Origin of the sequence: Pseudomonas sp. HPB0071, assembly GCF_000478505.2 — a bacterium.
Classification (GTDB): Bacteria; Pseudomonadota; Gammaproteobacteria; order Pseudomonadales; family Pseudomonadaceae; genus Chryseomonas; species Chryseomonas luteola.
On sequence record NZ_KI517367.1, the window covers coordinates 4,085,109 to 4,097,646 of the forward strand.

A 12,538-nucleotide genomic window follows, 5' to 3' on the forward strand; every position below is an offset into this window, starting at 1 on the left:
AAGGGAGTGGCCTTATTCATACAGCCCGCCCATGTTCCAGACAGGAGGGACCTTCACGCTGTTGGTGACGGGACTTTTCAACCAACGTTGGAAGAACGCGCATGAAAGCACTCTGTTGGCACGGGAAAAACGATATCCGCTACGACACCGTTCCGGACCCCAAGATCGAACACCCACGCGACGCTATTATCAAGACAACCAGTTGCGCCATTTGCGGCTCCGACCTTCACCTCTATGACCATTTCATTCCCGGCATGGAGTGCGGCGATGTTATGGGCCATGAGTTCATGGGAGAGGTGGTTGAGGTCGGCTCGGAAAACAAAGAGCTAAAGGTAGGCGATCGCATCGTCGTGCCATTCACCATTACCTGTGGCGAATGCGAGCAATGCAAACGCGGTAATTTTTCTGTCTGCGAGCGCTCGAACCGCCGTAAAGACCTGGGTGACAAAGTGTTTGGTCACTCCACAGCAGGCCTTTTTGGTTACTCGCACCTAACCGGCGGTTACGCAGGCGGGCAGGCCGAGTACGTACGTGTTCCGTTTGCAGATTCTACCCATGTAAAGGTTCCAAGCACGCTTACGGACGAACAGGTACTGTTCTTGGGTGATATTTTCCCCACGGGTTGGCAAGCTGCGGTGCAGTGCGACATTCAGCCTACTGATACCGTAGCGGTCTGGGGGGCGGGTCCGGTGGGTCAGTTTTGTGTGCGCAGCGCCATACTGCTGGGCGCCAAGCAGGTCGTGATGATCGATAACGTGCCTGAACGACTGCTCATGGCAGAAGCGGGCGGGGCGATAACCATCAACTTCGACAAGGAGAGCGTGGTTGAGCGTCTGAACGAGCTTACCCGCGGTAAGGGTCCTGAAAAATGCATTGATGCCGTAGGCCTTGAGTCCCATGCGACGCGGTCGCTGGATGCCGTTTATGATCGGGTCAAGCAGGCGACCATGATGGAGAGTGATCGTCCTCATGTATTACGCGAGATGATCTATGTCTGTCGCCCGGCGGGCATTTTATCTATCCCGGGCGTTTACGGCGGTCTGGTCGACAAGATTCCCATGGGGGCGCTCATGAATAAGGGGCTTACCATGCGCACCGGGCAAACGCACGTCAAACGTTGGACGGATGACCTGCTGCGCCGTATCGATGACGGACAGATCGACCCCTCATTCGTGATTACCCATACGGTAAGTCTCGACCAAGGCCCGGAAATGTATAAGACCTTCCGGGATAAACTCGACAACTGCATCAAGGTTGTTCTGAAACCTTGAGGGAGACGGCTATGACCATGCTTGAGAAATTTTCATCCCCCCAGCGATCACTAGGCGCTTCAGACAAGCTGGCCCGTGGCCTCGGCTTTTACAGCCTGGGTCTTGGTCTCCTGGAGTTGGCTGCTCCACGATTATTGACCCGCGCCCTGGGCATGGATGGGTCGGAGAATATTGTTCGTGCCTATGGGGTGCGTGAGATTGTTAGTGGTGTTGGCGCGCTGAGTGACAACCCTACACCTGCGCTCTGGAGCCGTGTAGCGGGTGATGCCCTGGATCTGGCTACACTGGCGACCGGTCTGAATGCCGATAATCCCAAGCGGGGAAACGTGAAAATCGCGATGGCTGTCGTGCTGGCTACCGCGTTGGTCGATGTCATGGCAACACGGGGCGTCACAGAGCGCCACCACCGTCCACGACACATGCCTATACGTGACTACAGCAATCGATCCGGCTTTCCAAAGTCAATAAGCGACATGCGTGGTGCCGCAAGTGACTTTGAAACACCGGCTGATATGCGAGCCGATATCGGTAACGGTTATGCACGTGCAGATACTGGCCGCGCGTAGTCAGAAACCAGCAAGACAAGGCCTGCTTGAAAGCAGGCCTTGTCATTTCAGGCGAGGTGAGACTGGGAAAATGCGTTGTTACCTATCTCATCAAGCAAGAACGCCTGAAGCTTTTCGAAGGGAAGAGGGCGACTGGGTAGAAACCCCTGGGCAAGGTCGCACTGGTTATCGATCAGAAAGGTAATCTGTTGCTGGGTTTCCACGCCTTCGGCAATGACTTTCAAATGCAATTTATGCCCCATGGCAATGATAGCTTCCGCCAGATCAAGGTCCCGCGCATTGTTGGGAATATCCTGAATGAACGAGCGGTCCACCTTGATAGCATCCAAGGGAAGCTGGCTCAGATACGCCAGTGATGAGTAACCTGTACCAAAGTCGTCAATGGACAACCGCACGCCAAGCTCACGCAACTGCCTTAGCTGCCCGATAACCTGGTCAATGTTGGCCATTAGCGCGTTTTCGGTTACTTCAAGTTCGAGAAACTGGGGCTCCAGGCGTGCCTGACTCAAGGCTCCCTGAACGTCGGATACGAGCGTTTCACGCTCCAGGCTGCGTACACAGCAGTTGACCGCGACTCCAATCTTGAAGCCTTGCCGATGCAGTTTCTTGATATCACGACAGGCTCGGCGAATCACCCAACGGTCAATATCAGCAATAAACCCGTTTGCTGTCGCAATGTCGATAAAGTTACCGGGCAGCAGCAGGCCTTGTTCGGGGTGCTGCCAGCGCACCAATGCCTCTACATGGCAAACCTTGCCGCTACTCAAGTCAAAGACGGGCTGGTAATACACGGTCAGATTATTACGACTCAATGCCTGTCGCAGTTCTTCCTCCATTTTTAGCTCAAGTGACGCTTTGCTCCTGAGCTGTTCCTGAAAGAAATACAGCATGTTGCGACCATTAGCCTTGGATTTATACAAGGCCAGATCGGCATGCTTCATGAGATCTTCACCGGTCGTTGCATCCTGTGGGAATAGGCTGGCCCCAATGGATGTGGTTATGACCATTTTTCGACCGGCCAGGATAATGGGCTCTTTCATCTTTTGCAGGATGCGGCGCCCCAACAGCTCGGCCTCATAATTCTCTTCAACGTTGGCAAGAATGCAGAATTCATCACCGCCCAGGCGTGCGATCAGGTCTCGCTCACGCAAGGCACTTTTCAGGCGCTGAGCCACAACACGCAACAGCTCATCACCGGCATCATGACCTAATGAATCATTGATCCGCTTAAAGTTATCCAGATCCAGAAACAGCAGTGCCATGGAAGTGCCTTGGGCCGCGTGTTCATCCAGCCGCATCTGGATTTCCTTGTTGAAGGAATAGCGATTGTGCAGACCTGTAAGGGCGTCGAAATGAGCGACGTTATGGAGTGAAGCCTGTGTGCTATCGAGCTCGTGGAGCAGGGCGTTGACCCGTTCAAGATCTCGACGCTGGCTTTCCAGCTTCTTTCCTGCCCATACCGCCACCAAGCTGCAGCTGATAATAATCAACGAAATAAAGGCCGTCGCTATACCTAGATAAGGTGAGTGATTGTCAACGTGCGCACCAGCGTCAAACGTCGAGCCGGCGGGGAGGGTAAAGGTAACGGCCGCCATACCACTGAAATGCATAGAGATAATACCTGCACCCAGCGCCAGACTCGCCGCCAGTTTCAACTTGAGCGGAGCAGGGTTGTTCGGCTGGCGTAGCTTCAAGATCAACATCATTGACCCGAGGCTGGCCAACATCGACACCACAATGGAAAGTGCAAATAACCAAGGGTCATAGTAGGCCGTTGCAGCAGATTGCATGGCGGCCATACCAATGTAATGCATGGCTGTAACCCCCAGGCCAATACTGATCGCCGCGCCGATATATTGCCTGACTGTAAGAGCAGGGCGACCAATCATGACCATGGCCAGCAAGGACGCCATGATAGCAATGACCAGCGAAAGGGCCGTGAGGCGATGGTCGTAATACACTGGAATCGGCATGACGAACGCCATCATGGCAAGGAAGTGCATCGACCAGATACCGCCGCCCAAACAAAAGGCACCGATCCAGCGCCACAGCATACGCGTTCGGCGATCATCCGCTACCGCAACATCAGCAAGGCTCAGCGCGGTATAACCGGCAGCAGTTGCAATCAGATAGGAAAAGGCAACCAATAGAAAAGTGTGGCTATGCTCGACAGGCGAAAGGCCGGATTGCTGAAGATCTGTGAGAAAATGAATACCTAACCAGTCCACGGCGAGCCACCTTTAAAGCTGAACGGCATTTGCCTATAAAAGTGAGATCAATCTCACACAGCTTAGTTCTTTAACGGTTCGTTGGAAGCGGCACGAGACGGCTTTCGTAAGTGCTTGTGTCTTCTATAAAATCCTATAAACAAGCCAAATTTCCGATTACGTCCATAATCGGAAATTGATATACTAAGAAACCTGCCTTTTCACTGTTATTTCGATGCTTTTCTCGTCTAAACCCCAGCCTTTATTTGACACTTATGCCAGTTTTCTTGGGCTTAACGCTACCTCTTACGAGGCAGAGCATACGTCTATCCTGAATTACCTGAAACGGTTTGAGCCCGGTATTCCGGCTAAAGACGATTATTTTCATGTGCGTGAATTTTTGCGCTCTTATGCCGGCTGGGAAACGACATTCAAAGCCTATCGCACCCAAGTTGAACGTCTCCTTCTGTGGAGCTGGATCAAGGAAGGGAGGTCTATCCTTTCGCTCCGCCGCCAGGATGCCGAGGCGTTCCTGGCATTCAGTCAGGAGCCTGACGAGGACTGGGTGGGCACCTCTGTTCGTCGCCGCTTCATTCTGAAAGATGGCAGCATGGAGCCCAATCCGTTATGGCGCCCCTTTGGGATTCAGGGTGATAAAGCCTCACGCAAGCTTGCTGTCGAAACAGGAGACGACGATGACACTACCCCAGAACGCTATGAAATGGCTCAGGGTACGCTCAAGCAAGTCTTTGCAATCTGCAGCTCATTCTATGATTACCTCAATGATCAGGACGTATTGGTGGGTAATCCCTTTCGAGCGATCAAGCAGAAGAGCCGCTTCTTTCAAAAGAAAGCCAAGGCTGTCAGCGGCAAGGTCCTTGACCGCCTTCAATGGGAGTTCGTTATTGAAACAGCGGAATGCATGGCTGCAGAGGAGCCTGAAAAGCACGAGCGTACACTCTTTATCATAGCGACCCTGTTTTCACTCTACCTGCGAATCTCCGAACTTTCCGGGCGGCCCGGCTGGTCTCCCACCATGGATGCCTTTCAGAAAGACCCTGACGGTTCCTGGTGGTACGTTGCAATTGGCAAGGGCAACAAGGAGCGTCGCATCTCGGTCAGTGATGACATGCTGGTCTATCTCAAGCGCTACCGGGCCTTCCGCAATCTGACGCCGCTGCCATACGCCGGAGATCCTGCGCCGCTACTGACTAAACACAACGGGCAAGGCGGTCTGACCGATCGGCAGATTCGCAACCTGGTACAGGAATGCTTTGACACGGCGTTGGTACGAATGAAACAGGAAGGTCGCAGCGAGGATGAAGTATCCAATCTGCGCGCAGCCAGCGCCCATTGGTTACGCCACACCAGCGCAACTTACGATGCACCCAGCAGACCACTCAAACACCTGCAGGAAGATCTTGGCCACGCCAAGGCGAGTACAACGCAAGACATTTACTACAACGCCATCAACCAGGAGCGAGCGGCGTCTGGTAAACAGCGACGTTTAAAGGATCAATAAAGAAGTGAGCTATAAAGAGCTCATTTGGAGTTTCGCAGCGTTCAAGGCGCTGCCCCATGGCTCCATATCCAGAACACATAACTTCGCATAATGTATATTATGTTAAATTATATATTAGCAAGCACTGACGCCTCTATCCCCTTCATGGGTTTTGGGTCCTAAACCTTCATCTGGCTCCGGTTAAGCCAAGACAGATTTCCTTGCCTCGTTAATGAACCTTCCTACGCCTTGTCTTTTTTTCACTGCCTGATACAACTGCCCAACTGAAATTCACTTTGCGTGTTCAGTGAAAACCTTTTCTGCGTGCGTGCAGCCTCGATGTTGCGCCTTATCCTGTCACTCAAGGAAAGCCTGGTATGTTCAAACGATTTGCAGCAGATGCTTTGGGACTAAGCGACATCGGATCGATTATCAAACCAGCAGACTTCGACAAGGTCGATGCGGACGACTATCTCTTTCACGAGGACGGTGAAAAGATTTTCTTTCTGATCAAATCGAAAAAGGATGAATACTGCTTTACCAATCTGGCGTTGATTCATGTGGACGGCGAATCTGCGGTATCGTCCAAGCGCACTATCAAACGCTACGATTACCTCAGCGAGCGTATTCAGAGCGTCATGATTGAAACGGCCGGCACAGTGGATCTAGATGTCGAGCTGAAATTCGTCATAGGCGGCAAACCCTTCAGCATCGATATCAAAAAGACCTTTCTTGAACAGGTCAAAGACATCTACAAGTCTCTGATCGGGATCAGCAAGATTCAGCACCTGGAAGAACTCAAGCGTGCCAATGCACTAAAAGTACTGGATGTGACGGCCTCCATGTACAAGATTGCTAACCCAGCATCGCCTGAACACATAACCCAGCAATACACAGGTACCTTGGACACGCTGAATACATTGATGCTGGAGACTTATATGACCCATGACTACAGCGCTGTATTCAGCAAGTATGTCCAGGCTTAAATATTCGCCAAGCAGCAATAGATAAAGTTTACATAAAAAGTAAAATGCGTAATGGGCGGCAGCTGTCACCGCCCTATTCTCCCGGACTGCCTTCAGCTACTGTCCATTCTTTTAAAGCTCTGTATTGCACGCTTCCCTGGCCGCTTTCCGATACAAACAAGGCAAAGCGCTCTACTGGCCATGCCAATGACGGTAGTCCATTTGGCCGATAGCGGCTTTTACGTGCAGCCGTCAGGTGTGGGACAAAGGGTCTGCGATCCAGCGGAACGCCCAAACTTTTCAGTCCCAGGTTTAGATCGTCAACCAGCGACACCAGCGGCACTGGCGTCTGGGATGCAATCATGCTGATAAGCCCCTGATGCCAACGCTCGACGCGATCAAGCACGACCGTACATGGCTCAAAGCGTATGTGATCGCCTAGAGCCATAAGTGCGTCTATCTGTTCCTCTGGAATTTCACCCAGAAAAGCCAGTGTCATGTGAAGATTTTCAGGAGGAACCAGGCGCCCATCTATGCCCTGCTCCTTTCGCCAGGCGACTACACGTGTAACCACAGAGGCTGGGCACGGCAACGCAAAAAACATACGCATGATGATGGAGTCCCTATAGTCAGAGCGTTCAAACACTCTGACGCGGGAGCAGAAGCCTTATTCCGGTTTTTTGTAGGCGACGCAATCCACTTCGACTTTGCAGTCAATCACCATGCTCGATACCACACAGGCGCGTGCAGGCGGATGCTCGCCAAAATATTCCTTGAAGATCCTGTTGAAAGACATGAAGTCACGAGGATCATCCAGCCATACACCGCAACGCACCACATGTTCCGGGCCGTAGCCGGCTTCCTTGAGAATGGCCATGACGTTATCCAGGCATTGGCGCGTTTGAGTGACGATGCCGCCTTCGACTACTTCTCCGTTGACCATAGGGGTCTGGCCCGAGACGTAGAGCCATCCATCAGCCTCAACAGCGCGCGCAAACGGCAGGTGCTGCCCGCCTGTCCCGCTACCACCCTCAACACCGTAACGTTTGATTGACATGTCATCCTCCTAATTAAAGTGTGTGCGCAGGTCGCCTTGCCGGGAAAGGAAGCGACCGTTTCTATGGGGAGTCAGTTGTTTATCTGAATACGACAGGATTCCATTTACCCAGACCGCATCAATCCCTTCTGCGACAACCTTGGGCGTTTTGAAATCGGCAGCGGCATGTACAGTTTTGGGATCGAACAAGACCAGATCCGCCCAATAGCCTTCCTTGATTAATCCGCGCTTGTAGAGCCCAAAACGGGCCGCTGAAAGCCCGGTCATCTTGTGTACCGCGGTATGCAGGGGAAACAGGGCCACGTCGCGACTGTAATGTCCCAGCACTCGCGGAAAGGCGCCCCACAAGCGAGGGTGCGGGAATGGGTCTTCGGGTAAGCCGTCCGACCCGATCATTGATAGCGGATGAGCCAGAATGCGCCTCACATCGTTTTCATCCATCCCGTAATACACTGCCCCGGCCGGTTGCAGGCGTTTGGCAGCATCCAGTAGCGATACGCCCCACTCCTCTGCAATGTCGTTCAGGTCGCGGCCGCTCACGTCAGGATAGGGTGTAGACCAGGTAATGGTGATGCGAAAATCAGCTGTTACCTGCTTGAGATCCAGCGTTGAGGAACTGGCCGAATAAGGATAGCAATCACACCCAACTGGATGATCCCGTGCAGCCTGCTCCAATGCCGCCAGAAGCTGTGGACTACGTCCCCAATTGCCTGCACCGGCACATTTGAGGTGCGAGACGATAACGGGCGCCTTCGCATGACGACCGATACGAAACGCTTCGTCCAAGGCCTCTAGTACAGGCTCGAATTCGCTACGCAAATGTGTAGTGTATACCGCTCCGTAGGCGTCCAGCTCTGAGGCCAGCTCCATTACTTCGTCGGTACTTGCGTCATAGGCCGAGGCATAAGCGAGCCCTGTGGAAAGCCCCAGCGCACCTTGCTCCAGACTCTCACGCAACTGAGCCCGCATGGCAGCAATTTCGCCAGGCGTTGCCGTACGATAAAGGTCCTCCATATGGTTGCTGCGCAGCGCTGTATGCCCAACGAGGGCAGCAACGTTTACCCCCGGATGCGCCTGTTCGACGGCTGACTTGTAATCGGCGAACGTCGGATAGGCAAAGGCCGCTGCTGGCCCCAACAGGTTCATGGGATCTGGCGGCTCGCCTTTCAAGCTGACGGGAGAAGCGCTGATGCCACAATTACCTACGATAACAGTCGTTACACCCTGGCTTAGCTTGGGCAGCATCTCCGGCTGACGAATCACCACGGTATCGTCATGGGTATGAACATCAATGAAGCCCGGTGCAAGCACCCTCCCCGCGGCGTCAACCTCATGGGTTGCCGTTGCCCCACTTATACATCCTATCTGTTCTATTCGGCCGTTCTGTATAGCGATATCCGCCTGATAACCCGGCGAGTTGCTGCCATCGATCACCTGTGCATTGCGGATAAGAGCATCGTAGGTTGGCATTGTCAGTCTCCCAGCGGCAATCGCTCATCGCCGCCACGGTAGTCGTCCATGGCGAGCTTGATGCGCCGCAAGCGTTCCTGATTCGCTTCAGGTGCGCTCAATGCCAGCTCAGTAGCCAGAATATCCACGGCAAGCATCATTCCGTAGCGGGCGGCGGTAGGTTTATAAATAAAGTCTGTTTCAGCCAGAAACAGCGGCAGTACGACATCAGCCAGTTGGGCAACCAGCGATGTTTCGGGTGCGATGGCCAGAATGCGAGCGCCGTACCCCTTGGCCAGCTGCAACGACTCGACAAGTTCGGGGGTTATGCCCGTCATCGAGCAGGCAATCACTACCTGATCCTGGCCCAACGTGGCAGCCGTCAGGCGCATCAGAACCGGATCGTGATAAGCCGCGATGGGGTATCCCAGCCGAACCAGCCGGTACTGCAGTTCATCCGAAAAGATCGTAGAGCAACCGCCCATACCAAAGGCGTAAACCATGCGCGCCTCGTGAACAAGTGCAACCGCCCGTGCAAAGGTTTGCTCATCGAAACGGGCCAGATGCTGGCGAAGCGTTGCTTCGATGTCACTGACGATATTGCCAAAGAATGCAGAATGCTCCGGTGCGTGTGTTCGGCCCAGAAACCGCGCTCCAACACCGCTGGCCTGAGCTAGCTGCAAGCGCAGGTCTCGTAGGTCCTTGCACCCTGCGCTGCGGGCAAAGCGGGACAAGGTCGCACTACTCACCTCAGCCCGTGTCGCCAGCTCGTCCAGGCTGGCGCTGGCGGCGAACGGTACATCCTCCAGGATCAGGCGAGCGATACGTTGTTCGCCTGCACTCATATGCTCAAGACGTGCGCGGATTTGATACAGGATATCCATTACAGTACAGCCGCCAACGCTAATGTCAGAAGAAAGGCGATGATGGAAATCAAGGTTTCCAATACGGTCCACGTCTTGAACGTCTGGGTTACCGTCATGTTGAAATACTCCTTGATCAACCAGAACCCGCCGTCATTTACATGGGAAAAGATGACCGACCCTGCCCCGGTAGCCAGAACCAGCAGTTCAGGGTGTGGATAGCCTAACCCTAACGCAACAGGCGCGACGATGCCTGAAGCCGTGGTCATGGCGACCGTGGCCGAGCCGGTGGCAATGCGCATCAGCGCAGCAAAAAGCCACCCCATCATCAGGGGTGACAGGTTGAATTCCCGGGCCAGTCCAACGATTTCGGTGGTCACACCGGCATCGATAAGGATTCGGTTTAGCCCTCCACCAGCGCCTACCAGTAATGTGATCGTTGCCGTTGGAGCCAAGCATTCATTGGTAAATTTCAGGATCGCATCGCGGTTGAAGCCTTGAGCCAGCCCTAACGTCCAAAAACTCACCAATGTGGCAACCAGCAGTGCAATCACGGAGTTGCCGATAAATTGCAGAAACTGATTGAAGACGCTGCCCGGCGTTGATATCAGGTTGGCCCAGCCACCCATCAACATCAGCACAACGGGCAGGATAATCGTACCGATCGTGACGCCAAAACCAGGCAGCTGTTTACGAGGCTCACGCTCGGTAAACTGCTCGGCCAATGGGTTTTCGGCAGGTAACTGAATCTTTGGAACGATGAACCTGGCGTAGACCGGTCCGGCAAGAATAGCCGTCGGAATACCTACAAGAACCGCATAGAAGAGCGTCTGCCCTACCGAGGCATGATAGGACTGCACGGCCAGCATGGCAGCAGGATGCGGCGGAACGAGCGCATGCACAACCGACAACCCCGCGACCATGGGCAGGCCTACCATCAGGATAGAGACACCTACACGGCGGGCCACGGTAAAGGCGATAGGAACCAGCAGCACGAAGCCCACTTCAAAAAACAGGGGCAGCCCCACGAGAAAGGCAATGCAGACCATCGCCCAATGGGCATTGCGCTCGCCGAATCTGGCTATCAGGGTACGAGCGACCTGCTCTGCGCCGCCTGACTCGGCCATCATCTTGCCGAGCATGGTGCCCAATGCCACGACCAAGGCGATATGACCAAGCGTCTTGCCGACACCGGCCTCATAAGAGGCAACAATCGTATTGGCTGGCATACCGGCGACCAGAGCCAGTCCTACCGATACCAGGGTAATCACGATAAAGGGATTCAGCCGATACCGCGCAATCAAGACAATCAACGCAATGATGGCTACTACGGCATAGATCAGAAGCCAGAACCCGGTAGAAGGCGTCATCGAGCATTCCTCGTGCCTGAATCCGTCCATGGCTGGACGGCATAACGTCATTGTTAGAAGTAGGTGGCAACAGCTCCGGTGACGCGGTATTGCTCATCTACCAGGAGGAGCTGCTTCCATTTATCGAACGTGAGACATGGATGAGAAATATCGAAACACAGCATGTCCCCTACCTGCAGATCCGCCACAGGTGGTACGTCCATAAAGGCATGCTGATCCATCATGGCGCTGATCTTCCAGGCTGCAGGCGCCTCCATTGGAGAGGCGGAATGACCGGGCCGAAAATGCAGCGAGGGAACAGGGAAACCGGCATCGAACGCCGCATCACGCTTGCCCAGTGCAATGATGGCGCGGCCCGGCTCGGGTCGTGATTGCACATAGGCCCAAAGTTGCAAGGCTGGCAGAAGGCTGCGCTGCATTTCCTGTGCAACAGGGTTATTGGCTTGAATACGTGCCTCGGCCGCTTTGTAGATACCTACGTCATGGGTGAGATAGCAGCCGGGGCGTAACACAATATCCAAGGGCAGCCCCGTCTGAGGAAGCGCAAACTCCTCGGCAACCAGATCGAACCAGGCAGACCCAGCGCCTGACAGGATAATGCGAGGCTCGGCAAACCCGCTTTCATCAGCTATGGCACGCGTCCTTGCTACGGTTTGCTTAAGAAAATCACGGATTTCGGCCTCCTCTTTCAGGACCCCCTCGTAGACCTCAATCCCTACCAGGGCCAGTGCCTGCGGCCAGCGTGAAATGGCGTCTCGCACTGCCCTTTCCTGCTCCTCATTACGCACGCCAGTACGACCGCCTGATACGCCATATTCGAGTAAAACCCGAAGGCGTTGACCTCTCTCACTGAAATAACGTCCTAGGCTTTCGACGTTTTGAGAGGAATCAACCACACAACAAAAGCTGAAACCGGGATCGGCCTCTTGCAGATCGGCAATCAGGGCCATATTGGCTTTGCCAACCAGCTGATTGGCCATTAGCACACGCCGTATCCCGTGGGTAAACGCTACGCGAACCTGTGGTGCAGTGGCGAGCGTAATACCCCAAGCCCCCGCCTCCATTTGCCGCTTGAACAATGCCGGGCTCATGGTGGTTTTACCATGCGGCGCAAGCTGTACGCCGTATCGCTCCATGAACTGCTTCATCCACTGCAGGTTATGCTCGATACGCTGCTCCCGCAGTACCGCAACAGGCAGACTCACGTCCTCCTTCAAGATATCCCACCCCGAGGCGGCAACTTCTTGGGTAGAGACAGTACCCGCTAACGAACCGAGACCCTTTCCGAG

11 protein-coding genes are annotated in these 12,538 nt (G+C 54.1%); 4 read left to right on the forward strand and 7 right to left on the reverse strand.

Annotated elements, in window-relative coordinates; genetic code table 11:
- Nucleotides 1-101 precede the first annotated feature (101 nt).
- Together HMPREF1487_RS18960 and HMPREF1487_RS18965 are read left to right on the forward strand one after the other, a co-directional pair.
- Nucleotides 102-1,271, forward strand: coding sequence for a zinc-dependent alcohol dehydrogenase (locus HMPREF1487_RS18960; protein ID WP_010798320.1), 1,170 nt, complete (start codon nt 102-104; stop codon nt 1,269-1,271).
- An 11-nt stretch (nt 1,272-1,282) separates the two neighbouring features.
- Complete coding sequence (locus HMPREF1487_RS18965; protein ID WP_010798321.1) at nt 1,283-1,837, forward strand: hypothetical protein; 555 nt, start codon at nt 1,283-1,285, stop codon at nt 1,835-1,837.
- Nucleotides 1,838-1,884: 47 nt separating this feature from the next.
- On the opposite strand, the gene HMPREF1487_RS18970 is transcribed toward HMPREF1487_RS18965, so the two are convergent.
- Entirely contained in the window at nt 1,885-4,065 is a 2,181-nt protein-coding gene (locus HMPREF1487_RS18970) for a putative bifunctional diguanylate cyclase/phosphodiesterase (protein ID WP_010798322.1), read from the reverse strand.
- A 214-nt stretch (nt 4,066-4,279) separates the two neighbouring features.
- On the opposite strand from HMPREF1487_RS18970, the gene HMPREF1487_RS18975 reads away from it, so the two are divergent.
- Nucleotides 4,280-5,566 carry a tyrosine-type recombinase/integrase gene (locus tag HMPREF1487_RS18975; protein WP_010798323.1) on the forward strand — a complete coding sequence of 429 codons (1,287 nt, stop codon included), beginning with the start codon at nt 4,280-4,282 and terminating at the stop codon, nt 5,564-5,566.
- Nucleotides 5,567-5,922: 356 nt separating this feature from the next.
- Nucleotides 5,923-6,531, forward strand: coding sequence for a PH domain-containing protein (locus HMPREF1487_RS18980; RefSeq protein WP_010798324.1), 609 nt, complete (start codon nt 5,923-5,925; stop codon nt 6,529-6,531).
- 73 nt (nt 6,532-6,604) lie between these two features.
- Here HMPREF1487_RS18980 and thpR read toward each other — a convergent pair whose 3' ends face one another.
- From thpR to HMPREF1487_RS19010, 6 genes are read right to left on the reverse strand one after another with little or no spacing between them, the layout of a single operon-like run.
- Nucleotides 6,605-7,120: an RNA 2',3'-cyclic phosphodiesterase gene (thpR, locus tag HMPREF1487_RS18985; protein ID WP_010798325.1), complete on the reverse strand. Its 516-nt coding sequence runs from the start codon at nt 7,118-7,120 to the stop codon at nt 6,605-6,607.
- Between the two features lie 57 nt (nt 7,121-7,177).
- Nucleotides 7,178-7,567, reverse strand: a complete 390-nt coding sequence (locus HMPREF1487_RS18990) for a RidA family protein (RefSeq protein ID WP_010798326.1) — start codon at nt 7,565-7,567, stop codon at nt 7,178-7,180.
- Between the two features lie 9 nt (nt 7,568-7,576).
- Nucleotides 7,577-9,037 carry an N-acyl-D-amino-acid deacylase family protein gene (locus tag HMPREF1487_RS18995; protein WP_010798327.1) on the reverse strand — a complete coding sequence of 487 codons (1,461 nt, stop codon included), beginning with the start codon at nt 9,035-9,037 and terminating at the stop codon, nt 7,577-7,579.
- 2 nt (nt 9,038-9,039) lie between these two features.
- Nucleotides 9,040-9,900 carry a MurR/RpiR family transcriptional regulator gene (locus HMPREF1487_RS19000; protein WP_010798328.1) on the reverse strand — a complete coding sequence of 287 codons (861 nt, stop codon included), beginning with the start codon at nt 9,898-9,900 and terminating at the stop codon, nt 9,040-9,042.
- The gene (locus HMPREF1487_RS19005; protein WP_010798329.1) at nt 9,900-11,249 is read right to left on the reverse strand and encodes a GntT/GntP/DsdX family permease; all 1,350 of its coding nucleotides are present in this window, start codon (nt 11,247-11,249) and stop codon (nt 9,900-9,902) included. The genes HMPREF1487_RS19000 and HMPREF1487_RS19005 overlap by 1 nt, the downstream gene beginning before the upstream one ends.
- 53 nt (nt 11,250-11,302) lie before the next feature.
- The gene (locus HMPREF1487_RS19010) at nt 11,303-12,454 is read right to left on the reverse strand and encodes an amino acid deaminase (RefSeq protein ID WP_208859637.1); all 1,152 of its coding nucleotides are present in this window, start codon (nt 12,452-12,454) and stop codon (nt 11,303-11,305) included.
- Between the last annotated feature and the right edge of the window lie 84 nt (nt 12,455-12,538).